The organism is Homoserinimonas flava (genome assembly GCF_054969005.1).
Genome location: NZ_JBUEQS010000003.1, coordinates 272,630 through 297,150 on the forward strand (window position 1 = coordinate 272,630; position 24,521 = coordinate 297,150).

Below are 24,521 nucleotides of genomic sequence, written 5' to 3' on the forward strand. Positions count from 1 at the left end.
CTTTTCGTATGTCACTTGCGCCTTATGTAAGGCGCAAGTGACATACGAAAAAGCAGAGACCCGGGCGGCCCGCCGCTCAGTCGTGCTGCGGGAACCCCAGGTTGATGCCGCCGTGTGACGGGTCGAGCCAGCGCGACGTGACCGCCTTTTCGCGCGTGAAGAACGCGAAGCCCGAGGGTCCGTATGCCTTGGCGTCGCCGAAGAGCGAGTCCTTCCACCCGCCGAAGGAGTGGTATGCCACGGGCACTGGGATGGGCACATTGATGCCGATCATGCCGACCTGCACCTCACGCTGGAACCGCCGCGCGGCCCCACCGTCGTTCGTGAAAATCGCGGTGCCGTTGCCGTACTGCGAGGCGTTGATGATGCCGACCCCCTCCGTGTATGACGACACCCTCACGACCGACAGCACCGGCCCAAAAATCTCGTCGAGATACACGGCCGAAGTCGTCGGCACGTGATCGAACAGGGTTGGTCCGAGCCAGAATCCGGATGCCTCGCCATCGACCTCGATCCCCCGGCCGTCAACAACAACCGTCGCCCCGTCCGCCGCCGCGACGTCGATGTACGACGCCACCTTGTCGCGGTGCGCCTCCGTGATGAGCGGGCCCATGTCGCAGCCGCGCATGCCGTCGCCGACGCGCAATCCCGACATCCTCGACCGAATCTTCTCGACCAACTCGTCGGCGATCGTGTCGACCGCGAGCACAACACTGATCGCCATGCAACGCTCCCCGGCCGAACCGAAGCCCGCATTCACGGCCGCATCGGCCGCGAGATCAAGATCGGCATCCGGCAGCACCAGCATGTGATTCTTCGCCCCGCCAAGTGCCTGCACCCGCTTGCCGTGCGACGCCGCCGTCTCATAGATGTACTTCGCGATCGGCGTCGACCCGACGAACGAGACCGAGGCGATATCGGGATGCGTGAGGATCGCGTCCACCGCCTCCTTGTCGCCGTGGACGACATTGAACACGCCATCGGGCAGCCCCGCCTCGGTGAACAACTCCGCGAGCCAGTTCGCCGCGCTCGGATCCTTCTCCGAGGGCTTCAAAATCACCGTGTTGCCGGCCGCGATCGCGATCGGAAAAAACCACAGCGGCACCATCGCCGGAAAATTGAACGGGCTGATGATGCCAACGACGCCAAGCGGCTGCCGCAAGGTATACACATCGACACCGGTCGAGACGTTCTCGGAGTACTCACCCTTCGACAGCTGCGGCATCCCGAGCGCAAAATCGACAACCTCAAGGCCGCGCGCGATCTCGCCGAGCGCATCCGACGTCACCTTGCCGTGCTCCGCCGTGAGGATGTCAGCGAGCTCGCCCTTGCGCGCGTTGAGCAGCTCGCGGAAGGCGAACATCACGCTCGAACGCTTCGCCTGCGATGCATCACGCCACTCTGCGGATGCCTCCACCGCGACTGCGACCGCCGCGGAAAGATCTGCCGCCGAAGCAAGCCGCACCTGTTTCGCGACCGCGCCAAGCGCCGGATTGAAGACGGTCGAAGTGCGCGTGGATTCGCCCGCGACGGCGGCGCCGCCGATGTAGTGGTCGAGGATTTCAGTCATTGGGTGGTTCCTTTCGTGTGAAGCACTAGGTTTCGATACGGCCCTGGCGGGCCTCCTCAACCGGCGATAGCGCTCAGTACCTCGTCGTAGATTGCGAGCGCCTCACGCACCTCGTCGTCGGTGACGACGCACGGGGGCACCACGTGAATTCGGTTGTCCTGCACAAACGGCAGCAGGTTGCGGTGCAGCAGTTCCGTCTTGATGCGGGCCATGGTCGCGGGCGCGAGCGGCTCCCGCGTCGCACGGTTGGCGACAAGCTCGACCGCCCAGAACACGCCCTCACCCCGCACCTCGCCGATGAGCGGATGCTTCGAGGCCAGTTCTGCGAGGCCGGGGGCGATGACATCCGAACCGATGCGTGCCGCGTTGTCGACGATGCCCTCCCGCTCCATCGCATCGAGCGTCGCGGTGATCGACGCCATCGCCAGCGGATGCCCGCTGTAGGTCAGGCCGCCAGGAAAGGCAACATCGTCGAACGCGGCCGCAATAGGGGCCGAGATCATGACGCCGCCGACCGGCACATAGCCCGAGTTGACGCCCTTCGCGAAGGTCACGAGGTCTGGCACAACGTCGTAGCCATCGAGCGCGAGCCAGCGGCCAGTGCGGCCGAAGCCGGCCATGACCTCGTCAAGAATGAGCATGATGCCGTAGCGGTCGCACAGCTCCCGCACCCCGGCGAGGTAGCCGGGCGGCGGCACCAGGATGCCCGCCGTGCCCGGCACCGTCTCGAGCAGCACCGCCGCGATCGTCGCAGCGCCCTCGCCCTGGATGGTGCGCTCGAGGTGCCGCAGGGCGCGCTCGCATTCCTCCTCGGGCGTCGACGCCCAAAACTCGCTCCGATAAAGGTATGGACCCCAGAAGTGCACGTGGCCGGTCGCGTATTCGTTTGGCATCCGTCGCCAGTCGCCCGTCGCGACGATCGTCGCGCCCGTGTTGCCGTGGGACGAGCGGTAGGTGCGGAGCACCTTGTTGCGACCGGTCGCGACACGGTGCTCAGCACCTACCGCTCGGACCACGGCAACACGGGCGCGACGATCGTCGCGCCCGTGTTGCCGTGGGACGAGCGGTAGGTGCGGAGCACCTTGTTGCGACCGGTCGCGAGCCGTGCCATCCGGATCGCGTTCTCGTTGGCGTCGGCCCCGCCGTTCGTGAAGAAGATTTTGGTGAATCCGTCGGGGGCGTGGTCGAGGATGCGCCGTGCCGCTTCGCCGCGCGCGAGATTCGCAGTCGATGGCGCGATCGTCACGAGGGTGGCCGCCTGCTCCGCGATGGCGGCGACGACCGCCGGATGCCCGTGGCCGATGTTGAGGTTCACGAGCTGACTTGAGAAATCGAGGTAGGTGCGCCCCTCGTCATCCCACGCGCGGCACCCGGAGCCGCCAGTGATGACGACAGGCTTGAGCGCGCCCTGCGCCGACCACGAATGGAACACTGCACGATCGAGCGCCACGATCTGCTCGTTGGGGGTGGTGGGGCGGCTGTTCACGGGAACTCCCTGTCGTCACTGGCAAGCGATGCGGTGCTGTGGGTGGCCGGGCGACCCCGAAGGATCGCCCGGCCGGTAGTGCGAGATACCGCCGTTGAACTAGTTTCCGCCCTCAAGCAGTTCGACGTCGATGGGGGTGAAGTTCTCACCGGTGACGTCGACGCCCTCTTCTTCGAGTTCAGCGAGCGCCTGCTCGATGTACTCGTTGGTCCAGGCGGATGCCGGCGGCTCCTCCGTGATGAGGCTCGCGCCGGTCTCGTTCACGGCACTGAGCGCCGCCTCCACGGTGGCATCGAACGCTGCCTCATCGATGTAGCCGATGCCGTTCTCTGCCGGCCAGATGAGCTTGTTGGTCTCGTTGACCATCCACAGCTCGTGGCTCGGGCCCCAGCCGGAGCCGGCGTCGATCGTGATCTGCGACGCCTCCTCCGGGTTTTCGGCCGCGTAGACCCAGCCCTTGATGACCGCCTTGAGGAACGCGACGGTTGTCTCCTGGTATTCCTCGTCACTTTCGAGGCGCTCCGTGTCGGCCCAGATTGCATCCTGGAGCATCGCCCCAACCGTGTCTTCGTAGCTGATCACGTTGAAGTCATCCTCCGTGTACAGCTCGCCCGTCTCGGGGTCGACCGTCTCGAGCAGCTGCGCGTACTCGTTGTAGGTCATCGCCTGGGCCGCATCGATGTCGCCGGAGAGGAAGGCGTTCATGTTGAAGTCCTGCGTGATGATCTCCACGGTCGACGAGTCGAGACCCTCCTCCGCCATGGCGGCGAAGATCTCCCACTCGTTGCCGAAGCCCCACGAGCCGATCTTCTTGCCCTCGAAGTCGGCGACCGATTCGATGCCGGAGTCGGCCCACGAGACCTGCAGCGTGCCCGACTTCTGGAAGATCTGGGCAATGTTGGTGACGTTGGCACCCGCCTCGATCGACCCGAGCACCTTCGGCACCCAGGCGATCGCGTAGTCGACGTCACCGTTGGCGAGGGCATCCTGCGGCACAATGTCGCCACCGCTTGGGATGATCTCAACCTCGAGCCCGGCCTCCTCGAAGTAGCCCTGCTCCTGCGCGGCGAAGTAGCCGGCGAACTGGCCCTGCGGAAGCCACTGGAGCTGAAGCGAAATCTGGGTGAGCTCTTCGCCGTCGCCATCGCCCCCATCGTCGGTCGTGCCAGAGCATGCCGAAAGCACGAGTGCGGCCGCGAGTGACGCGGATGCTGCTGCCGCGATGCGGCGTTTGCTGTGAATCATGTCGGTCCTTTCAGATCACTATCGGTGTTCAGGGTTGGTGCGGTGTTCGACCGTCGGGCCCGGCGGGCGCGAGGACGCTCAGGTCAGCTGCGCCTCCTTGAGGCGAGCCGCTCGACGGTGAGCGTGACAAGGTAGAAGACGAGGCCCAGCGCGATCGACACGAGCACATAGGCCCAGGCTCGCGGGTAGGCGCTCGACGCGGCGGAGGTGGAGATGAGTCCGCCGAGACCGCCGCGCGGCCCGCCGAAATATTCGGCGACGAGGGCGGAGATGACCGCGAGCGACGCTCCAATGCGGATGCCCGTGAAGACAAACGGTGTCGCCGTCGGCAGGGTGACGGTGCGCATGATCTGCCACGGGCTCGCCGCATAGGCCGACATGAGGTCGAGGTGCACCGGGAGCGCCTGGCGGAGCCCGCGGAGCGTGTTGATGAAGACGGGCACGAACACGGCGAGCGCCGCGATGATCTGACGGCCGAGCTGCGAGTCGGCGCCGAACATGGTGTTGAGCACGGGGGCGAGCGCGACGATGGGGATGACGGCGAGCGCAGCGACGATCGGGGCGGCCATGTGGTCGGCGATGCGGCTTGCCGCCGCGATGAGGGCAACGAGGATGCCGACGACTGCGCCCGCCACAAGGCCGACGAGCGCGTTACCCCCCGTGATGACGCCGGCACTGAGCATTGAGGACCCGAACTCGGCCACCTGTCCGATGATCGCGGCGGGGCTCGGCAGGAGGTAGTCGCTGATGCCGCCGACCGTGACCAAAAGCTGCCAGCCGCCGAGCACGACGAGCCCCACGACGACGGGGGCGAGCACCCGCGTGGTGGCATCGGTTCGCGCGTTCATCAGCGGGTCTCCACCCCGCGAATGGATGCGATGGGGCCGGATGCGCTGGGCGAGCCGGCGTGGAGCGCTTCGCGCACCGCGGTGATCATCTCGAAGAAGGAGCTCTCCTCGCGCAGGCCCTCGCCGCGGTCTGCCGTTGCGGCGAGCCGCATCGGCACGATCTGCTGGATGCGTCCGGGCCGCGGCGACATGACGACGACGCGGTCGGAGAGGAACACGGCTTCGGGGATCGAGTGGGTCACGAACACCACGGCGGCACCCGTTTCGGCGCAAATGCGCACCAGCTCGGACTGCATGCGCTCGCGCGTCATCTCGTCGAGCGCGCCAAACGGCTCGTCCATGAGCAGCAGTCGCGGCTTCTCGGCGAGCGCCCTCGCGATCGCGACGCGCTGCTGCATGCCGCCAGATAGCTGATCGGGGTAGCGGTCGGCAAACTCGTGGAGCCCCACCATCGCGATGAGCTCGGCGACGCGGGCACGGCGAGCCGTGGCATCCGAGCCATGGAGACGGAGGGGCAACTCGATGTTTTCGGCGACCGTGCGCCACGGCAACAGCCCGGCCTGCTGAAAGGCGATGCCGTAATCCTGCGCGAGGCGGGCATCCTTTGCCGCCTTGCCGAACACCGTGACGGTGCCGGCGGTCGGCTGGTCGAGATCGGCGATGAGCCGCATGAGCGTCGACTTGCCGCAGCCCGACGGCCCGATGAGAGACACGAACTCGCCCGCCGCAACCGTGAGGTCGATCGCTTCGAGGGCCTGCACGAGGCCGCCGCGCGTCGCAAAGGTCTTGTCGACGCCGCTGATAGTGACGGCATCCGTCTCGGGCGCGCCCGGTTGGTCTGGCTGCTGTGCTGGCGCATTCGTCATGCGGTGACCTCCACTCGTCGGTACTTGCCAAGCATCGCCCCGAGGAGCGCGATCGATCCGGCCGCGATGAGCCCGAGGGCGATCGCCCCGAAGATGGGCCCCCACGCTTTGGCCGGGTCGCCGCTCGCCTGCCCCGCATATTGGATGAGGATGCGGCCGATGCCACCCTGCAGGCCGGTCGAAACTTCGGCGACAACAGCGCCGACGACCGCGTTGGCGGCCGCAAGGCGGAGGGCGGGCAGCAGGTAGGGCACCGCGGCTGGCAGCCGCAGGTGCACGAGGGTCGCCCACCAGCCCACCGCGTAGGTGTGCATGAGCTCAACGTGGATCGCGTCGGGCGACTGGAGGCCTTTGAGCGCACCGACGGCGATAGGAAAAAACGCGAGGTAGGAGGCGATGACGGCCACCGACATCCAGTCCTGCCATTCGAAGGCACCGATCTCGATGCGCGAACCCCAGCTCCGCACGACGGGCGCGAAGGCGATGAGGGGGATGGTCTGGCTGAGGATGATCCACGGCAGCAGGCCGTACTCGGCGAGACGCCAGCGCTGCATAGCGAGCGCAAGCCCGAACCCGACAACGAGGGCGATAAGCCACCCCGCCGCCGCGATGCCAAGGGTGAGGAGGGCAGCTGATGCGATGTCGACGATGAGCAGATTCGCCGACTCCGCGCGCGTGGTCGGCTCGACAAGTCGCGAGGCCATGTCCCACAGGTGCGGCATGGCGAGATCGCTCGTGCGCGGCAGCACCCTTGTGCCCGCAATGACGAGACCGTCGGCCGGGCCGAACGCCTTGTAGAGCTCCCACACGGCAGCGACGATGAAAATTCCGGCGGCACCAGCGATCCAGCGCGCGATCTCACGGCTCGGCGCACCCTTCCGCCGCCGCAGCGACGGGGTCGTGATGACGCCCGCGGTCATGCTTTCGCCACGATGTGCTCCGACAGCGCGGGGATGACGGTCTCGCCGTAGACGCGCATCGTCTCCTCCTTGTTGTCGTGCTGGAGGTAGCCGGCGAACTGGTCGACCCCCAACTCGGCGAGCGCCTTCAGCTTCTCGATGTGATCGGATGCCGTGCCAAGCACACAGAAGCGGTCCACGATTTCGTCGGGCACGAAATCGGCGTGCGTGTTGCCCGCACGGCCGTGCTCGTTGTAGTCGTAGCCCTCACGACCCTTGATGTAGTCGGTGAGCGCCTTCGGCACCGCCGACCCCTCGCCGTACTTCTTCACGATGTCGGCGACATGATTGCCGACCATGCCGCCAAACCAGCGGCACTGGTCGCGCATGTGGGCGCGCGCCTCCTCAGTGTTGTCGCCGATATACATGGGGGCGGCGACACAGAATTTGATCGACATGGGGTCGCGGCCGACGTTTGCCGCGGCATCCCGCACCGTCGTGATCATCCACTCGGCCACGTCGAGGTCGGCCATCTGCAGAATGAAGCCGTCGCCGACCTCGCCCGTGAGTTTGAGGGCGAGCGGGCCGTAGGCGGCAACCCACACGTCGAGTTGCGAGCCGCGGCTCCACGGAAACTGCAGGGTCGCCCCGTTGTATTCGACCGCGCGGGAGTTGGCGAGTTCACGGATGACGTGGATCGAGTCGCGGAGCGTCCTCAGCGTCGTCGGTGCCCCGTTCGTGACGCGCACCGCCGAGTCGCCACGGCCGATGCCGCAGATCGTGCGGTTGCCGTACATCTCGTTGAGGGTTGCATAGGTGGATGCTGTGACCGTCCAGTCACGCGTCGCCGGGTTGGTGACCATGGGGCCGACGATGACCTTGTCGGTCTCGGCGAGGATGCGCGAATAGATCACATAGGGCTCCTGCCAGAGCAGGTGCGAGTCGAAGGTCCACACATGGCTGAAGCCGTGCGCTTCGGCGAGCTTCGCGAGCTGCACGGTGCGCGCCGACGGCGGGTTGGTCTGGAGTACTGCTCCGAAATCCATGTGCTTCCTTCGTTCGGGCGGTGTGTCAGATGAGGTACTGGCTGAGGCCGCGCTTCACGAAGCGACCATCACCCCTGCTGCCGAGATATTCGTCGCCATCGATCACGACCTTGCCGCGCGACAGCACGGTGTCGACGTGACCGTCGATCTCGAAGCCCTCCCACGCCGAGTGGTCCATGTTCATGTGGTGCGTTTTGTCGACACCGATCGAGGTGTGGCCCTCGGGGTCGTAGATGACGATGTCGGCGTCGGCTCCCGGCTGGATGACCCCCTTCTGGCCGTAGAGGCCGAACATGCGCGCCGGTGTCGTCGAGGTGATCTCGACCCAGCGCTCAAGACTGATCTGCCCGTCGACAACGCCCTGGTAGAGCAGGTCCATTCGGTGCTCGACCGAGCCGATGCCGTTCGGGATCTTGGAGAAGTCGCCCAGCCCGAGCTCCTTCTGCCCCTTCATGCAGAACGGGCAGTGGTCGGTCGAGACCATCTGGATGTCGTTCGTGCGGAGGCTCTGCCACATGTGGTCTTGGTGCCCCTCATGCTTCGAGCGCAGCGGGGTGGAGCACACCCACTTCGCACCCTCGAATGCACCGAACTCGTCGCTCTTCGCACCGAGCTGGTCTTCGAGCGAGAGGTAGAGGTACTGCGGGCACGTCTCGCCGAACACGTTCTGCCCAATATCGCGCGCCGCCGCCAACTGCTCGACCGCCTGCTTCGCGCTCACGTGCACCACATAGAGCGGGGCACCCGTGAGGTTGGCAAGCATGATCGCGCGGTGCGTCGCCTCCTCCTCCATCTGCCAGGCGCGGGCGACCCCGTGATAGTACGGGTCGGTCTTGCCCTGCGCGAGCAACTGCTTCACCATGACGTCGATGACGGGGCCGTTCTCGGCGTGCATCATTGTCATCATGCCGGTGTCGGCCGAGACCTGCATCGCCTTGAAGACCTGCGCATCATCCGACATGAAGACGCCCGGGTAGGCCATGAAGAGCTTGAAGCTCGAGATGCCCTCCTCTGGCAGCGCACGCATCGCCTGCAGCGAGTCGTCGGTGACATCGCCGATGATCTGGTGGAACGCGTAGTCGATCGCGCAGTTGCCGGCGGCCTTCTCGTGCCACGCCGCGAGGCCGTCCATGACCCGCTGGCCGTAGGTTTGCACGGCGAAATCGATGATCGTCGTCGTGCCACCCCACGCTGCGGCGCGGGTCCCCGTCTCGAAGGTGTCGGATGCCGCGGTGCCACCAAACGGCAACTCCATGTGGGTGTGGGCATCCACACCGCCGGGGATCACGTACTTGCCGGCGGCATTGATCACGGTGTCGACGCCGAGACTCAGGTCGGTGCCGAGCAGAACGGAGCCGGGCGCGAGCACGGCGGCGATCGTCTCGCCGTCGATCAGCACATCGGCCTGCACGCGGCCGGTCGCCGAGACGACCGTGCCGTTCTTGATGAGAGTCTTCATGGTGTTCTCCCTACGGCTTCGGGATGCTGGTGTACGAGTCGGGGCGGCGGTCGCGATAGAACTGCCAGTCGTCGCGCATCTGCTGCACCATGTCGAGCTCGAGATCGCGGATCATGATCTCTTCGTGCTCACCCGAGCCCTTCTCTCCGACGAAGTTGCCGCGCGGGTCAATGACCTGGCTCGTGCCGTAGAAGTCGACGGCAAGCTCGCCGTACTCGTTGTCTTCGCGGCCGACCCGGTTGGGCTGCAGCACGAAGTAGCCATTGGCGACGGCGGCGCACGGCCCTTCGACCTCCCAGAGGCGGTTCGAGAGACCCGGCTTGGTCGCGTTGGGGTTGAACACCATGTGTGCGCCGTTCAACCCGAGCTCGCGCCATCCCTCTGGAAAGTGGCGGTCATAACAGATGTAGACGCCGACTTTGCCGACGGCCGTGTCGAACACGGGGTAGCCGAGGTTGCCCGGGCGGAAGTAGAACTTCTCCCAGAAGCGGTCGAGGTGCGGGATGTGATGCTTGCGGTACTTGCCGAGAATGGTGCCGTCGGCATCGACCACGACCGCGGTGTTGTAGTAGACGCCCGTGATGTCCTCCTCATAGATGGGGAGAATCATCACGAGGTTCAGCTCCTTTGCGAGGGCCACGAAACGCTGCACGATGGGGCCGTCTGCTGGCTCGGCGTAGCGGTAGTACTTCTTGTCTTCGGTGATGCCGAAGTACGGGCCGTAGAACAGCTCTTGAAAGCAGATGATCTGCGCACCGTCGGCGGCCGCATCCCGCGCGAACTGCTCGTGCTTCTGGATCATCGACTCTGTGTCGCCCGTCCAGGTGGTCTGCGTAATTGCTGCGCGAACTACGGTCATCGTGGACCTCCGGTGCGTTGGAAACGGTGTTGAGCCAGCATGACCCTCTTCTGTGATTCTTTGCAATGAACATTTCTGATTGGTTTCCCGTTGTGTCCGGGCGGTAAATGATCGGGCCCCTGGCCGATGCGCGACGGATGTTCGTGGGACTCTTCTCTCATGCAGCAACTTCTCGATGCGATCGAGACGCCGACCCCGACGGGAATCGCCGCGGCGATCGGTCGACTCATCACCGTTGGTCGTCTGGCACCTGGTGACCGCCTCCCCACCGTTCGCGAACTCGCCAGCAGACTCGGTGTGAGCCCCGCGACCGTCAGCTCCGCCTGGCAGGCGCTCGCCGCAGCCGGGCTCATCGTCTCTCGTGGGCGAAGCGGCACGTTCGTGCTCGACACCCCGCGGCGTTGGCTCCCCGCCCGCAGCCAGGTCATGGCGGGTCGATCGATCGACGCCAGGGTCGACCTCTCCCGCGGCACCCCCGACCCTCTCCTCCTGCCAGCGCTCGGACCCGCCCTCGCCAGGGTGTCGCAGCGCGCCACGACCGACAGCTACCACGACCTGCCGGTCATCCCCGAACTGCACGCCGTGCTCGAGGCATCGTGGCCATACGCGGTCGAATCGATCACGGTCGTTGACGGCGCTCTCGACGCCCTCTCGCGAAGCCTCGAACAGGTCACGAGGTTCGGCGACCGCGTCATCGTCGAATCGCCCGGCTTTCCGCCCTTTTTCGACCTGCTCGACCAGCTCGGTCTCGAACGCATTCCGGTGCCCGTCGATGCGGACGGTTTCGACCCCGCCGCGTTCGCCGCTGCGCTGCGGCAGGGCCCGTCAGCGGTCATCCTGCAGCCTCGCGCCCACAACCCGACCGGCGCATCGATGACCTGCGACCGTGCCGCCGAACTCGCGAGGCTGCTCGCTGCCGGCCGACGCAGCGCCGACACGATCGTGATCGAAGATGACCACTCCGGCGAGATCAGCACGGCACTCGACGTGAGTCTCGGGCGCTGGTTGCCCGAGCGCGTGCTCCACATCCGCAGCTACTCAAAGTCGCACGGACCAGACCTGCGCATCGCCGCGCTCGGCGGCCCGACCGCCATCATCGACACCATCGTGGCGCGGAGGATGCTCGGGCCCGGCTGGACGAGTCGCATGCTGCAGACGATCCTGCACGAACTGCTCGTCAGCGCCGACTCGATCGATCATGTCGCACACGCGAGGCGGCTGTACGCCAGGCGGCAGTCAGCGCTTGTCACCGCCCTCGGCAATCACGGTCTCCACGTCGAGCAGCCGGACGGCATCAACCTGTGGCTCGCGGTCGACGACGAACGCGACGCCATTTTGCAGCTCGCAGCCCACGGCATCCGGGTCGCCGCCGGGAGCCCATTCATGCCGTCGCCAGACGACCAGCACCACCACGTGAGGGTCACGGCAGGCGCGCTCGTGGATGATGTCGAGACGGTCGCCGAAGCGCTCGCCTCCGCCGCGCGACCTCACGCGCTGGCGAGTCACACGCTCGAAACACGGTGGGCGTAGGCTTTCACCAGACCACCGGTCGGCTGTGACCGGGTGAGCTGTCCGGGATTTGGGCAGTGGGTTCACCGGCATCATGCCGCGTCCCCCTCGCCGGGGTCTCCCGGCGTGCCCGCCCGCACCCCACCAGTGGAGCTCACCATGATCACCCCCCAACGGCCTTCTTCGCAGCGGCGTCCATCGCAGCAGCGTTATTCACAACGCCGCGCTGCGACCATTGCCGCGGCATCCGTCGCCCTGCTTGCCCTCACCGGCTGCGGCGCCGAAGCGAACGCTGACCCGGATGCCGCACCCTCCGCCTCGGCCGGCTACCCCATCACGGTCGACAACTGCGGCACCGAGGTCACGCTCGACGCGGCACCGGAACGCATCGTCACGATCAAATCGTCGACGACAGAACTGCTGCTGGCCCTTGGGCTCGGCGACAGCATCGTCGGGGCAGCGGCACTCGACGGCCCGGTTCCAGACGAGTTCGAGGCCGACCTCGAGATTATCAGCGAGGGTGTGCCGGGGCAGGAGGCGGTGCTCGCGCTCGAACCAGACCTCGTCTATGCCGGCTGGGAGTCGAACTTCAGCGACGACGGCGCGGGCGAACGCGAACAGCTCGCCGACTTCGGCGTCGCCACCTACGTCTCGCCGGCCGCTTGCCGGGGCGAAGGCTACCGGCCAGACCCGCTCACCTTCGATGTGCTCTTCGACGAAATCGCCGAGGCCGGCGAACTCTTCGACGCCCGCGACGCCGCAACCGAACTCATCGCCTCGCAGCAGACAGCACTCGAGGCGCTCGAACCGGTCGACGGGCAGCCGAGCGCCCTCTGGTATTCGAGCGGACGCGACACCCCCTATGTCGGCGCCGGCATCGGTGCGCCGCAAATGATCATGGATGCCGCGGGGCTCGACAACATCTTCGGCGACGTCGACGACTCGTGGACCTCGGTGAGTTGGGAGACCGTCGTCGAAGCCGACCCCGACGTTATCGTGCTCGTCGACTCGAGCTGGAACACGGCCGAGTCGAAGATCGAGACCCTCGAAGCCCACCCCGCGACCGCGGGACTCACGGCCGTGCGCGACGGCAACTACGTCATCCTGCCGTTCGCGGCAACCGAAGCCGGCATCCGCAACGTCGAGGCGGCAGGCACCGCCATCACGCAGCTGGAGGCGCTCGGCTGGTGAGCGCGGGGGCGAGCGAACAGGCGACGGGGCAACGACGTTCGGGGCGCACCCGCTACCTCGTCGGGCTTCTTGTTGCCGTCATCGCGCTCGTCGTGGTGTCGGCCATCGCGGTGACGATCGGGCCGGCCGACATCCGCATCGCCGATGTTGTTGCGAGTGCCGCCGGCCACCTCGGGCTGCCCGCCGCGAGCATTTCCCCCCTCACCGACTCGATCGTGTGGGAGCTGCGCCTGCCGCGCGTGCTCACGGCGGCTGCCGTCGGGGCGGGGCTCGCGCTCAGCGGTGCCGTCATGCAGAGCGTCACGCGCAACCCGCTCGCCGACCCCTACCTGCTTGGCCTCTCCTCCGGCGCATCGTTCGGGGCCGTGCTTGTGCTCGTGGTCGGCATCTCGGTCGCGTTGCCGGTGGCGGCATTCGTGGGGGCGCTCGCGGCGCTTGTCGCGTCGCTCGCCATCGCCAGGGCAGGTGGCGCGATCACCCCTGGCCGCGCCGTGCTCGCCGGGCTTGCGATCGCGCAGCTCGCGGGTGCCGCGACATCCTTCGTGATCTTCTGGTCGGCGCAGGGCGACTCGTACCGCGAGATTCTCAACTGGCTGCTCGGTTCACTCGCCGGCAGCGACTGGTCGACCCTCACCATCTCGGTTGTCGCGCTCGTGATCGTCGGCACGGGCATCGTGCTCTCCGCCCCGCGGCTCGACGCCTTCACGTTCGGCGACACGGCGGCCGCGTCGCTCGGCATCAACGTCGGCGCAACCCGCTGGATGCTGCTCACCGGAGTCGCGTTGCTCACCGGCGCGATGGTCGCCGTGAGTGGTGCGATCGGCTTCGTCGGCCTCATCCTGCCCCACCTCGTGCGGAGTCTCAGCGGCCCCTCCCACCGCCGACTCCTCCCGCTTGTCGCGGTTGTCGGCGCCCTCTTTCTTGTCATCGCCGACACGCTCGCCCGCACGGTCTTCGACCCGCGCGAACTCCCCGTCGGCATCATCACGGCCGTCATCGGCGTGCCCGTCTTCGTGGCCCTGTTCACGCGGCGCAGGGGGGCGACATGGGCGTGAATCGCAGCGTCGGCAGCCCCGGCGGTGCCGCGGACGGCGTGGTCGGGCCCGCGGCAGGCGTCGGCATCCACGACGTGTCATTCAGCATCGAGGGCACGCGCATCCTCAGCGACATCACCGCGACCGCGCCGGGCGGGCTCGTCACGGGCCTCCTCGGGCCAAACGGCGCAGGCAAATCGAGCCTGCTCCGCATCATCGGCGGCATCACGGCCGCAGATGCCGGCACCATCACCCTCGACGGCGACGACCTGTCGACCGTGCCACGGCGTGAGCGTGCCAAGCGCATCGCACTCCTCGAACAGAATGCCGCACCATCCGTCGACCTCACGGTGCGCGACGTCGTGCTGCTCGGCCGCATCCCGCACCGCAGCGGACTGCTCGGTGGCTTCGGCGGGCCCAGCGACCTCGCGGCGGCCGACACGGCGCTCAAGGCTGCGGGGGTTGCGGAGATCGCCGATCGGCACTGGCACACCCTCAGCGGAGGGCAGCAGCAGCGGGTGCAGGTCGCGCGGGCGCTCGCGCAGCAGCCCGGCGTGCTGCTGCTCGACGAACCCACCAACCACCTCGACGTGCACGCCCAGCTCGCCCTGCTGCGGCAGGTTCGCGGGCTCGGGGTTACCGCCATCATGGCGCTGCACGACCTCACGCTCGCCGCCGCCCACTGCGACCGCATCCTGCTGCTCGACGGCGGGCGACTCGTCGCCTCCGGGACGCCTCGCGAGGTGCTGCAACCTGCCACCATCAGCGCCGTGTACCGCGTCGACTGCGACGTGGTCGAACACCCGCGCACGGGGCATCCGGTGATCGTGTTCTCCTAGCGCGATCGCACGACCCGCCCCCACCCGCTCCGCTCACCCAGACCTCAGGGCGCAAGTGGGTGAATTCTCGGGCGGCAGGGGCAGGATTCGACGCATGAGTGCACACGAAACAGGACCGGATGCCGCCCACCAGCGCCCTGAGGGGCTCGACGACGCGACAGTCGAGGCGCTCGGCAAGCTCTCGGAGGCGCTCGAAGTGGTCGAGCACGCGCGGGGGCTGCTCTACGGGTTTCATCGGCTCACCGGCACCGCCGACCTGCACCTCGGCGAGGCGGTCGAGGCGCTCCGCAAGGCCGGCCATGACGCCATCGCGGACGACATCGAGCGGGACCTCGTTGGCCGGAACGTGCTCGCCGGCCGCTGGACGTTCCAAATCGTCGAAGACTACGACGACACGTACTACGCCGCGTTCAAGGCTGCCGAACAGGATGCTCGCGAGCGCTTGGCCGGAGGGCGTCGCCACCTCTTCGAGGCCGAGATGAAAGAGGATCGGCGCACGCACGGGCGTCGCCACCACGAGGCCACGCCCGAGGAGCTCGGCGAAGACGGGTGACGCGACATCCGCCGACTCAGGAGCGAGCGCCAGCGTAGATCGTGAGAGCGCCACGCCCGGCTAGCGCGACTCGATCAGGCCCTCCATCTCGGCGATCTCTTCTCGCTGCGTCTCGACAATGCGGTCACACAGGTCGATGATGCGTTGGTCGTCGAGGCTTGCCCCCTCGCAGACAAGGATGGCGCGAGAGTGGTGCGGAATCATCGAATACAAGAACGCGTCGTCCCCGATAAACGTCTGGGCGCGACCCATCAGCAGGCTGCCCACGAAGAGCACGCTGAAGAAACCGATCAGGAACAGGTTCGCGGTGCGGTTCTTGAACATCGACCACATCACGAGGAGCATCAGGAGCCCCATAAACGAGACCATCATGACGGCCATGTAGGTGTTGCTGAGGTTAAGGAAAATGTGACCGGGTTCGGCCACCATCGAGAACGTCAACAAGTACATCGCCACGAAACTGATGGCGAGGGTGAGCCCAAACTTCGAATACATCGACTTCATCACGTCTCCTCCTTCGACAGTGCGGTGCACGCTACCCCCGTTTCCGCATCCTCGCACGTGCATGCCGCTCGGAGGCCACCGTGGTAGGCCGGTGGTATGCGGTTCGACAACTGGGCAGACATCATCCACACGACTCTGGTGGGGTCAGGCGCAGACGCCCACCTCGACCGGGTGAAGCAATGACCCGACCGGGGGCGACGGAGCTCGCACCCGAGGAGCAACTCTCGCGCGCGGAGTCGTTCGCGGCGCGTCTCGATCGCCCGATGGGTGTGCTCGGCATCATCTTTCTCTTCGTCGTGCTCGGGCAGCTGCTCGCGGAGGACCCCCGCCTCCTCACGGCCCTGAGCATTCTCGGCTGGCTGTTCTGGGCAGTTTTCGTCACCGAGTTTCTGCTTCGGGCCTACATCGCCGGCTTCCAGCCGAGATTCTGGAGGAGGAACTGGTGGCAGGTCGTCTTCCTGCTGGTTCCGTTCCTGCGGTTCTTCCGCGCTCTCCAATCGCTCAGGCTGCTGCGCCTGACGCGCGTCGCACGGTTCGGTGGCGTCATCTCCGCGGGAGTCCGTGGCACCCGCTCCGCCGCGCGGCTGCTCACCAGCCGAATCGCCTGGCTGGCGGCGGTGACGCTCGTCGTCGTCCTCGTCTCCAGCCAACTCCTCTACCTGTTCGGCACCTACGAACGCTACGGTGATGCGCTCTACGAAGCCGCAATGGCGACCATCACCGGGGGCGGCATCTCCGACGACTCAGTCTCGAGTCGATTCGTGAAGGTGCCACTCGCGGTGTATTCGGTCGTCGTGTTCGCGGCCCTTGCCGGATCCCTCGGCGCCTTCTTCCTCCGCGGCGAGAACGAACGCGCGGCACGGGATGCCGCGGTCGGCCGAGATGCGGAGGCGTACCAGCCAGCACCGCGATCGTGAGCACACTCCAGCGCGTCGCGACGCGCTCAGTCGGTGATGCGGCGCGCCACGAAGAGGGGGATCTCGCGGTCGGTGGTGGCCTGATACTCGGCATACGGGGGGAAGGCCGCGACGGAACGCTCCCACCACGCCGCCTTCTCGTCACCCTCGACGATGCGCACCTCATAGTCGGCGCGGTCGGCGCCATCCTTCAGTTCGATGTGCGGGTCTGCCACGAGATTGAAATACCAGACCGGATGCTTCGGCGCCCCGCCCATCGATGCGACGAGCGCATACTCGCCCTCGTGCTCGACGCGCATGAGTGCGGTCTTGCGCAGCTTGCCGCTCTTCGCCCCCACCGAGGTGACGATGACGACGGGAAGGCCGGTGTTTTCGAGGGTTCCACCCTCGGTGCCGCCCGACCGCTCGTAGAGTTCGACCTGCTCGCGCGTGCGGGCGGAGGTGCTCGGTTCGTATTCTCCCGTGAGTGGCATGGTGACGATAACAGCACGCCAGGCCGGGAATTCCCTCAGCGCTCAACCACCGAATTGCGTCCTGCCGCAAACGCTTCCGCCGTGCCGAGGCTGAACATGTCGGCGTCGCCGTGCCGCTGCAGCGTGCGGGCCCCCGGCAGGTCGAGCTCCCCGACGTGACGCCCGAGCCCGCGCACGACCGCGACCGGCATGCCACTCGTTTTGCCTTTCACGAGGTCGGCGGCACCCGCCACTTCGTCCGCGAGGGCGGCGACCGTGACGGTGAGCGGCCGACCCGCAGCATCCGTCGTGCCGCGCAGGTCGTCAAGCACGGCGACGCCGGCAGCGCCGATCGCAATGTCGGTCTGCCCTTGACGCCACGGCCGGCCGGCCGTGTCGGTGATGATGATGCCGACCCGCACGCCGGTCGCCTCACGCAGTTCGCGGCAGAGCGTGAGGGCTGAGGCATCCGGGTCGACGGGCAGCAGCAGCACCGTGCCCTCCTCGGTGTTGCTCGAGTCGACCCCCGCCGCCGCCATCACGAGACCCTGCCGGTTCTCGACGATGCGAGTCACCCCGCCCGGATGCTCGCGACTCGCCACCACGCGCACCGTCTCGTCGGTGATCGCCTGCTCGCGGTCGGCGGCGGCGACGATGCGGCCCGCCGCCTTCGACACGATTTTGCTTGTCACGGCGAGGATGTCGCCATCGCGCAGCTGCCCGCCCGCCGCCGCAAGGATGAGCGCCGCAAGGTCGTCGCCCTGCCGCACCTCCCCGATGCCGGTGAGCCCGAAAACCGAAAGCCCGAATACCGGCCCATGCGCCTCCATCAGCGCACCAGCTTCGGCAGCACGTCGCGGCCGAAGGCCTCGATCCACTCCCGCTGGTTGCGGCCGACATTGTGCAGGTAGATGCGGTCGAACCCGAGGTCGACGTGGCGTTGAATGTGCGCTCGGTGGGCGTCGAGGTCGGCGCTCACAAGCATCCGTCCCTCGAAGTCCTCCGGGCGCACCATGCGCGCGAGCTGCTCGAACTCGAAGGGCGAGCGAATGTCGGCGTGCGAGAACCGCATACCACCGTTCGGCCATTCGCGCAGGGCGTTCGCGGTGGCCTCCTCGTCGGTGGGGGCCCAGCTGAGGTGCAGTCGCAGCACGCGGGGGGCGGATGCCGCGTCCCGCCCGGCCGCGCGCGCACCCTCGTCGAAGCGCGCGAGCAGGGTGGCGAGTTTCTCGATGGGGGCGCCGACCGTGATGAGGCCGTCGGCGACGCGGCCCGCCCGTTTTGCGGTCACGGGGCCCGAGGTGGCGACAAGGATTTGGGGGGCGACGGCCGGCATGGTCCAGAGGCGTGACGACTCGAGTTTGAAGAACTGCCCCGCGTGTTTGGCGTCGCGGCCGGCGAGTGACGCCGTGAAGAGTTTGCTGATGATTTCGACCGCCTCGAACATGCGGTTGATGCGTTCGGGTGCTTCGGGCCAGTACTCGCCGACGACGTGCTCGTTGAGGGCGTCTCCCGAGCCGACGCCGATCCAGTGCCGGCCCGGGTACATGGCCGCGAGGGTTGCGGAGGCTTGCGCGACGACGGCCGGATGCATGCGGAACGTCGGCGCCGTCACCGGCCCAAAATCACCCGCAGTGCGCTCCCCGATCGCCGCGAGCACGCTCCACACGAACGACGACTCCCCCTGCGCGGGCACCCACGGCTGAAAGTGGTCGGCGGCCATGACCCCGGTGAAACCGTGCTGTTCGGCGAGCGCCGCGAGCGCAACCGCCTCGCTCGGCGCGAACTGCTCGAGCATCGCGGCATACCCGACTTGCAGGGCTGGGGTCATAGGAGAATCCTCGCACTCGCTGGTTGAGTAGGCCGCCCGCGGCCGTATCGAAACCAGGACTGCTTAGCGTAGGCGGTTTCGATACACTCGCTGGCGCTCGCTACTCAACCGGCGGGGTCACCCCAACCCCTACCGCGGCGCCATGCGGATGGCGCCGTCAAGCCGGATGGTCTCGCCGTTGAGCATGGGGTTGTCGATGATGTGCGCGACGAGGCTCGCATATTCTTCTGGCTTGCCGAGCCGGGCGGGGTGCGGCGTCTGCTTGCCCAGCGAGGCGATCGCGTCGGGCGGCAGCGACTCAAACATGGGGGTGTGGAAGAGTCCGGGTGCGATCGACACGACCCGGATGCGGTGCTGGGCGAGGTCACGCGCGATGGGCAGCGTCATGCCGGCGACGCCCGCTTTTGATGCCGAGTAGGCGGCTTGGCCGATCTGCCCGTCGAATGCGGCGACCGAGGCGGTGGTCACGATGACACCGCGTTCCTCGGCGTCCGGGTCGCCTGGCGTCTCGATCATCCGTGCCGCCGCGAGGCGGATCACGTTGAACGTGCCGACGAGGTTGATGTCGATAACCCGCTGAAAGTCGGCGAGCGGCAACGCCCCCTCCTTGCCCACGACCCGCTTGGCGTTCGCAACGCCAGCACAGTTCACGACCACGTCGAGGCCGCCGAGTTCGCTTGCGGTGTCGACCGCTGCGGCGACGGATGCCTCGTCCCGCACGTCACACGCGACGAATCGCACACGCGCCCCGAGCTCGCGTGCCACGTCGGCGCCCGCCGACCCCGCCAGGTCGGCGATGACGACGGAGGCGCCGCCGCTGTGGAGGCGCCGCACGGTCGCGAGCCCGAGCCCGGAGGCCCCGCCGGTGACGAGGGCGACCGTCGACGTGACATCCATTATTTCGAGACCTTGCCGGTGAGGGAGGCGATGGGCCGCAAGAAGAGCGGCCGTGCGAGCAGCCACAGCACTGCCATGACCACGATCGAGCCCATGAAGAACCAGAATCCGACCCAGCTGTCGTCGTCGCGCGCCCCGTACATGTGGTTGAGGTTGCGCAGTGCCCCCGTCGTGAGCACGAGGGTGACGTGCACGATGATGAACGCGACGAAGTAGAGCATGACGGGAAAGTGGATGGCCCGCGCGACCTCGACGGGGTAGAGCCTGTTGATCGCGGCATCCTTGGGCCACGCCTCCGACATGCGAAGGCCGGTGGCGATTGCGAGCGGTGTCGCGACGAAGATGGTGACGAAGTAGGCGATCAGCTGGAGGCTGTTGTAGTTGACCCAGCCGTTCTCGTGCGGCCAGCTCAGGGAGGCGTACTGCAGGCCCGCCGAGATCGCGTTGGGCACGTGCTCCCACGTGGTCGGCACGACCCGCAGCCACTGCCCGGTGGCGAACAGCAGGATGAAAAACACGATGCCGTTGAGCACCCAGAGGGCGTCGAGTGTGAGGTGCAGCCACAGGTCGAGGCTGATCTTGGTGGGCTTGCCCTTCGTGCGGATGAGCCCGGTGTTGTTGCGGGTCCAGTGGGCGGCGGGTCGCTGGGTCGTGCGCACCTGCCAGCCGGTGCGAATAATGAGCAAAATGAGCAAGCTGTTGAGAAAGTGCGACCAGTTCAGCCAGGCCGGAAACCCCACCGGGGTGCCCTCCGGCGGCGCCACCTCACCGGGATAATCGGCGAGGAACGACTGCACCTCCGGCAGCGTGCGCAGCCACTGCGCGAGCAGCACCACCGCGGCAAGCGCGACCAGCGCCGCCGGCACAATCCAGACGAGCGGGAACCATCTGCTGCGCGAACCCGGCTTCGTGGTTTTCTGTGTGCTCACTTCGCGCGCGCCTCCAGGGCCGCGACAACCTTGGGCACGATCTCGAAGATGTCGCCGACGATGCCGAAATCGGCGATATCGAAGATGGGCGAATCCTCGTCCTTATTGATCGCGACGATTGTTTTCGCCGTCTGCATGCCCGCGCGGTGCTGGATGGCACCCGAAATGCCGAGCGCCACATAGAGCTGCGGCGCGACCGTGATGCCCGTCTGCCCCACCTGATACGAGTGCGGCACATACCCGGCGTCGACCGCGGCCCGCGAGGCGCCGACCGCCGCACCGAGCGCATCAGCGAGCTGCTCGACAAGCACGAAGTTCTCTTTCGACCCCAAGCCGCGCCCACCCGAGACAACCTTCTGCGCCCCGCGGAGCTCGGGTCGCGTCGAAGTGACCGGGGCATCATTCACCGCATCAATGACGGCGGATGTCGCGGTCTCAACCTCAATCGTCTCGCTCGTCACCTCGGCGCTCGCGGAGGGTGCCGAGCCCTCGACCGCGCCGAGGCGCACCGTCACGATGGGCAGCCCGCCCTCGACGACCGCCTCGACCGTGTAGGAACCGCCAAACACGGAGTGCGTCGCAACGATGCGGTCGCCATCGGCGCGCACCCCAATCGCGTCGACAAGCAGGGCGCCGCCCATGCGCACCGCCAGGCGACCGGCAACTTCGCGACCATCGGGCGAGTTCGCCACGAGCACGGCGGCGGGCGCGAGGGATGCCACCCCCGACGCGAGTGCGGCAACCTGGGCGGTCGCGACCGTCGTGGCCGCGGCATCCGTCTCGACGATGTGCACCTGCTGGGCACCGAGACGGCCGAGCCGCTCGACGAGGCCGGCACCGACGCCGGGGGCCGTCGCGACGACCGCGACTGGGGTGCCGAGGCTGGCTGCCGCGGTGAGCAGCATGCCGGCAGACGAGCTGATCTCACCGGCGGGCGAGACCTCGATGAATGTGAGGATGTTCGACATCGTGGGGCTCCTTAGATCAGTCGCTGGGCGGCGAGAAACTCGACGAGTTCGTCGGCGGCATTGCCCTCGTCGACGACCTTGTGGCCGGCGGCGCGGGCAGGGCGCTCGGTCGTGCTCACGACGAGCGACTTCGCGAGACCGGGGAACGCGGGGTCGAGCCCGAGGTCGGCGAGCGAGAGCGCAGTGAGCGGTTTGCGCTTCGCCGTCATGATGCCCTTGAAGTTGGGAAAGCGTGCCTCATCGGCGCTCTCCGTGATCGAGACGATCGCGGGCAGCGCGGCGTGCACCGTGCGGGTGCCAGTCTCGGTCGCCTGGCTGCCGCTCACGGTCGCACCGATCGCGAGATCATCAACCGCCGAAAGGCACGAAAATCCGAGGTGCTCGGCGACCATCGCCGGGATGACCCCGCCACGGCCATCCGTCGAGGCGTCGCCCGCAATCACCAGATCGGCGTCACCGATGCTGCGCACGGCGGCGGCGATCGTCGCGGCGGTCCACCCGGCATCCGACCCGGCGAGCGCGTCATCGACCACGTGGACGGCAGCGTCTGCGCCCATCGACAGGGCCTTGCGCAGTGCCGCGGTGACCGAGTCTGGCCCCATCGACAGCACGACGATCTCGGTGCCCTTGTCGGCATCCTTCTGCTGGAGTGCCACCTCGAGCGCGCGCTCGCTGATCTCATCGATGACGGCGTCGCTCGCCTCCCGGTCAACAATGCCTTTCGGGGTGAGTGTGCGGTCCCCATAGGTGTCTGGGACCTGCTTGATGAGCACGACAATCTTCATCGGCCACTCCTTCTGTTCGTCATCGTTGACCGCAGTGCGAGCGAATGGCTCACGCTCGCCTCAATCTATCGACCCCGACTGCGCGCCCCACATTGTTTGGCACGACCGTGAACGGATGCCGCGCACACGCGCCCATCTTTGGGCGATGCAGTGCGTGCCGCTCCCGACGCGTGCGTGGTCCGGCCCGCCGCGATCCGCGACGGAGCTCAGCCGAGCTCGCGCAGGCGCGGCGCCAGGTCCCGCTCGAACAGTTCGACGAAGCGCTGCTGGTCGTGCCCCGGCCCGTGAAAGACGAGGTGGTTGAGCCCGGCTTCGACGTACGGGCGCACCTGCTCGACAACCTCCTCGGGGTCGTTCGAGACGATCCACCGTTTGGCGACCTGCTCGATGGGGAGGGCATCCGCCGCCGCCTCCATCTCGATGGGGTCCTCGATCGAGTGCTTCTGCTCCGGTGTGAGGGAGAGGGGCGCCCAGAACCGGGTGTTCTCGAGGGCGGTCTCGGCGTCGGTGTCGTAGGAGAGCTTGATTTCGATCATCCGGTCGATGTCGTCGACACTGCGGCCGGCCTTTTCGGCGCCCTCCGCAACTGTGGGCATGAGTTTGTCGGTATAGAGCTCCATGCCTTTGCCGGAGGTGCAGATGAAGCCGTCGCCGGCCCGCCCCGCATAGCGCGCGACAACAGGGCCGCCAGCGGCCACATAGACGGGGATGCCGCCGTCAGGCACGTCATAGATGGAGGCGCCGGCAGTGCGGTAGTACTCGCCCTTGAAGTCGACCCGATCGCCGCTCCAGAGTTGGCGCATGAGATCGACGGCTTCGCGCAGCCGCGCAAACCGCTCCTTGAATTCGGGCCATTCGCCCGCGAACCCGGTCGCGATCTCGTTGAGGGCTTCGCCGGTGCCGACGCCGAGCATGATGCGCCCGGGGTAGAGGCAGCCCATGGTCGCGAATGCTTGCGCGACGACCGCCGGGTTGTAGCGGAACGTCGGCGTCATCACCGAGGTGCCGATCGTGATGCGCTCGGTGCGCTCGCCGACCGCCGTCATCCACGCGAGGGAGAAGGGGGCGTGCCCGCCGTTGTGCCGCCACGGCTGAAAGTGGTCGCTCACCGTGACACTGTCGAAGCCGTGGTGCTCGGCGAGCACCCCGAGTTCGACGAGTTCGCGTGGGGCGAACTGTTCGGCAGACGCTTTGAGACCCAGTTTCAGCATGGGCACACGCTACCCCGCCAATGTTGCGGCCGCGTGTACGGTCTCCCCCGCCCGGACTCCGTCGGCTGGCGGATGCCTCGGGCCAAGGCGCCTCGATAGCGTGAGATGACCGTCCCCCACCGAAAGGCACCACCCGTGATCGATGCGCTCCAGGCGTTCACCGAGTCCGTCTCCCCGTTTTGGCAGTGGGCGGCGGTGATCCTCATCAGCGCGATCCCGTTCGTGGAGTCGTACGGTGGCGCGCTCGTCGGTGTGCTCGCCGGCGTGCCCCCGGTCGTCGCGATCGTTGCAGCGATCGTCGGCAACTGGATCTCGATGGTGCTTGTCGTGCTGCTCTTCAAGAAGATCCGCGAGCGTCGCGGTTCCGATGAGAAGCCGCTGAGCCCCCGCAAGCAGAAGTTCAAAGACCGCTTCGACCGGTTCGGCGTCGCCGGCGTGAGCCTGCTCGGCCAGACCGTGCTGCCGAGCCAGATCACCTCGGGTGCCATGGTGGGCTGGGGTGCCTCGCGGAGCGCCGTCATCTTCTGGCAGACGATCTCGATCATCCTGTGGGGCATCGTGTTCGGTGTTCTCGGCATGCTCGGTGTGAACCTGCTCGCAGGCCGCTGATCCCGTCGGTTGAG

Annotated in this window: 24 protein-coding genes and 1 pseudogene; 7 read left to right on the plus strand and 18 right to left on the minus strand. The window is 67.2% G+C overall.

Going from position 1 to position 24,521, the window contains the following annotated elements; all coding sequences use genetic code 11:
- Positions 1–76: 76 nt before the first annotated feature.
- The 9 genes and pseudogenes from ACY48M_RS10055 to ACY48M_RS10095 all read right to left on the minus strand — a co-directional run bounded on the left by ACY48M_RS10055 (position 77) and on the right by ACY48M_RS10095 (position 10,278).
- The gene (locus tag ACY48M_RS10055) at positions 77–1,570 is read right to left on the minus strand and encodes a CoA-acylating methylmalonate-semialdehyde dehydrogenase (protein WP_462820149.1); all 1,494 of its coding nucleotides are present in this window, start codon (positions 1,568–1,570) and stop codon (positions 77–79) included.
- A gap of 56 nt (positions 1,571–1,626) precedes the next feature.
- Positions 1,627–3,056, minus strand: a pseudogene (locus ACY48M_RS10060) (aminotransferase class III-fold pyridoxal phosphate-dependent enzyme).
- Positions 3,057–3,155: 99 nt separating this feature from the next.
- Entirely contained in the window at positions 3,156–4,301 is a 1,146-nt protein-coding gene (locus ACY48M_RS10065; RefSeq protein WP_462820150.1) for an ABC transporter substrate-binding protein, read from the minus strand.
- An 83-nt stretch (positions 4,302–4,384) separates the two neighbouring features.
- Positions 4,385–5,149 (minus strand): ABC transporter permease, encoded by a 765-nt coding sequence (locus ACY48M_RS10070; protein WP_462820151.1) that lies wholly within the window; start codon positions 5,147–5,149, stop codon positions 4,385–4,387.
- Positions 5,149–6,015 carry an ABC transporter ATP-binding protein gene (locus ACY48M_RS10075; RefSeq protein ID WP_462820152.1) on the minus strand — a complete coding sequence of 289 codons (867 nt, stop codon included), beginning with the start codon at positions 6,013–6,015 and terminating at the stop codon, positions 5,149–5,151. Before ACY48M_RS10075 ends, ACY48M_RS10070 begins: the two co-directional genes overlap by 1 nt.
- A complete protein-coding gene (locus ACY48M_RS10080) occupies positions 6,012–6,935 on the minus strand; it encodes an ABC transporter permease (protein ID WP_462820153.1) in 924 nt (307 codons plus the stop codon). Before ACY48M_RS10080 ends, ACY48M_RS10075 begins: the two co-directional genes overlap by 4 nt.
- Positions 6,932–7,960 (minus strand): TIGR03842 family LLM class F420-dependent oxidoreductase, encoded by a 1,029-nt coding sequence (locus ACY48M_RS10085; protein ID WP_462820154.1) that lies wholly within the window; start codon positions 7,958–7,960, stop codon positions 6,932–6,934. The genes ACY48M_RS10080 and ACY48M_RS10085 overlap by 4 nt, the downstream gene beginning before the upstream one ends.
- Before the next feature lie 25 nt (positions 7,961–7,985).
- Positions 7,986–9,419 carry a dihydropyrimidinase gene (hydA, locus tag ACY48M_RS10090; protein ID WP_462820155.1) on the minus strand — a complete coding sequence of 478 codons (1,434 nt, stop codon included), beginning with the start codon at positions 9,417–9,419 and terminating at the stop codon, positions 7,986–7,988.
- A gap of 10 nt (positions 9,420–9,429) precedes the next feature.
- Entirely contained in the window at positions 9,430–10,278 is an 849-nt protein-coding gene (locus tag ACY48M_RS10095) for a nitrilase-related carbon-nitrogen hydrolase (RefSeq protein ID WP_462820156.1), read from the minus strand.
- A 159-nt stretch (positions 10,279–10,437) separates the two neighbouring features.
- Between ACY48M_RS10095 and ACY48M_RS10100 the strand changes: the two genes are divergently transcribed.
- From ACY48M_RS10100 to ACY48M_RS10120, 5 genes are all read left to right on the plus strand, one after another.
- Positions 10,438–11,808, plus strand: coding sequence for an aminotransferase-like domain-containing protein (locus ACY48M_RS10100; protein WP_462820157.1), 1,371 nt, complete (start codon positions 10,438–10,440; stop codon positions 11,806–11,808).
- A gap of 138 nt (positions 11,809–11,946) precedes the next feature.
- Positions 11,947–12,978, plus strand: coding sequence for a putative F420-0 ABC transporter substrate-binding protein (locus ACY48M_RS10105; protein ID WP_462820158.1), 1,032 nt, complete (start codon positions 11,947–11,949; stop codon positions 12,976–12,978).
- Positions 12,975–14,033, plus strand: a complete 1,059-nt coding sequence (locus tag ACY48M_RS10110; protein WP_462820159.1) for a putative F420-0 ABC transporter permease subunit — start codon at positions 12,975–12,977, stop codon at positions 14,031–14,033. Before ACY48M_RS10105 ends, ACY48M_RS10110 begins: the two co-directional genes overlap by 4 nt.
- A complete protein-coding gene (locus ACY48M_RS10115) occupies positions 14,024–14,851 on the plus strand; it encodes an ABC transporter ATP-binding protein (RefSeq protein WP_462820160.1) in 828 nt (275 codons plus the stop codon). Before ACY48M_RS10110 ends, ACY48M_RS10115 begins: the two co-directional genes overlap by 10 nt.
- A gap of 94 nt (positions 14,852–14,945) precedes the next feature.
- Positions 14,946–15,404: a hypothetical protein gene (locus ACY48M_RS10120; RefSeq protein ID WP_462820161.1), complete on the plus strand. Its 459-nt coding sequence runs from the start codon at positions 14,946–14,948 to the stop codon at positions 15,402–15,404.
- 60 nt (positions 15,405–15,464) lie between these two features.
- Here the strand turns inward: ACY48M_RS10120 and ACY48M_RS10125 are convergent, their stop codons facing one another.
- On the minus strand, positions 15,465–15,908 hold the full coding sequence (locus ACY48M_RS10125) for a DUF305 domain-containing protein (RefSeq protein WP_462820162.1): 444 nt from the start codon (positions 15,906–15,908) through the stop codon (positions 15,465–15,467).
- 179 nt (positions 15,909–16,087) lie between these two features.
- Between ACY48M_RS10125 and ACY48M_RS10130 the strand changes: the two genes are divergently transcribed.
- The gene (locus ACY48M_RS10130) at positions 16,088–16,825 is read left to right on the plus strand and encodes an ion transporter (protein ID WP_462820163.1); all 738 of its coding nucleotides are present in this window, start codon (positions 16,088–16,090) and stop codon (positions 16,823–16,825) included.
- A gap of 26 nt (positions 16,826–16,851) precedes the next feature.
- Here the strand turns inward: ACY48M_RS10130 and ACY48M_RS10135 are convergent, their stop codons facing one another.
- The 8 genes from ACY48M_RS10135 to fgd form a co-directional block, all read right to left on the minus strand.
- Positions 16,852–17,298 (minus strand): nitroreductase family deazaflavin-dependent oxidoreductase, encoded by a 447-nt coding sequence (locus ACY48M_RS10135; protein WP_462820164.1) that lies wholly within the window; start codon positions 17,296–17,298, stop codon positions 16,852–16,854.
- Between the two features lie 35 nt (positions 17,299–17,333).
- Complete coding sequence (locus tag ACY48M_RS10140) at positions 17,334–18,107, minus strand: coenzyme F420-0:L-glutamate ligase (protein ID WP_462820165.1); 774 nt, start codon at positions 18,105–18,107, stop codon at positions 17,334–17,336.
- Positions 18,107–19,108: a TIGR03557 family F420-dependent LLM class oxidoreductase gene (locus ACY48M_RS10145; RefSeq protein WP_462820166.1), complete on the minus strand. Its 1,002-nt coding sequence runs from the start codon at positions 19,106–19,108 to the stop codon at positions 18,107–18,109. The genes ACY48M_RS10140 and ACY48M_RS10145 overlap by 1 nt, the downstream gene beginning before the upstream one ends.
- Before the next feature lie 129 nt (positions 19,109–19,237).
- On the minus strand, positions 19,238–20,005 hold the full coding sequence (locus tag ACY48M_RS10150) for a 3-hydroxyacyl-CoA dehydrogenase (protein ID WP_462820167.1): 768 nt from the start codon (positions 20,003–20,005) through the stop codon (positions 19,238–19,240).
- Positions 20,005–20,934: a cytochrome b/b6 domain-containing protein gene (locus tag ACY48M_RS10155; protein WP_462820168.1), complete on the minus strand. Its 930-nt coding sequence runs from the start codon at positions 20,932–20,934 to the stop codon at positions 20,005–20,007. The genes ACY48M_RS10150 and ACY48M_RS10155 overlap by 1 nt, the downstream gene beginning before the upstream one ends.
- Positions 20,931–21,902, minus strand: a complete 972-nt coding sequence (locus tag ACY48M_RS10160; RefSeq protein WP_462820169.1) for an electron transfer flavoprotein subunit alpha/FixB family protein — start codon at positions 21,900–21,902, stop codon at positions 20,931–20,933. The genes ACY48M_RS10155 and ACY48M_RS10160 overlap by 4 nt, the downstream gene beginning before the upstream one ends.
- 11 nt (positions 21,903–21,913) lie before the next feature.
- A complete protein-coding gene (locus tag ACY48M_RS10165; RefSeq protein WP_462820170.1) occupies positions 21,914–22,687 on the minus strand; it encodes an electron transfer flavoprotein subunit beta/FixA family protein in 774 nt (257 codons plus the stop codon).
- A gap of 206 nt (positions 22,688–22,893) precedes the next feature.
- Positions 22,894–23,898, minus strand: coding sequence for a glucose-6-phosphate dehydrogenase (coenzyme-F420) (fgd, locus tag ACY48M_RS10170; protein WP_462820171.1), 1,005 nt, complete (start codon positions 23,896–23,898; stop codon positions 22,894–22,896).
- A 135-nt stretch (positions 23,899–24,033) separates the two neighbouring features.
- On the opposite strand from fgd, the gene ACY48M_RS10175 reads away from it, so the two are divergent.
- Positions 24,034–24,507: a hypothetical protein gene (locus ACY48M_RS10175; RefSeq protein WP_462820172.1), complete on the plus strand. Its 474-nt coding sequence runs from the start codon at positions 24,034–24,036 to the stop codon at positions 24,505–24,507.
- The last annotated feature ends 14 nt before the right edge of the window (positions 24,508–24,521 follow it).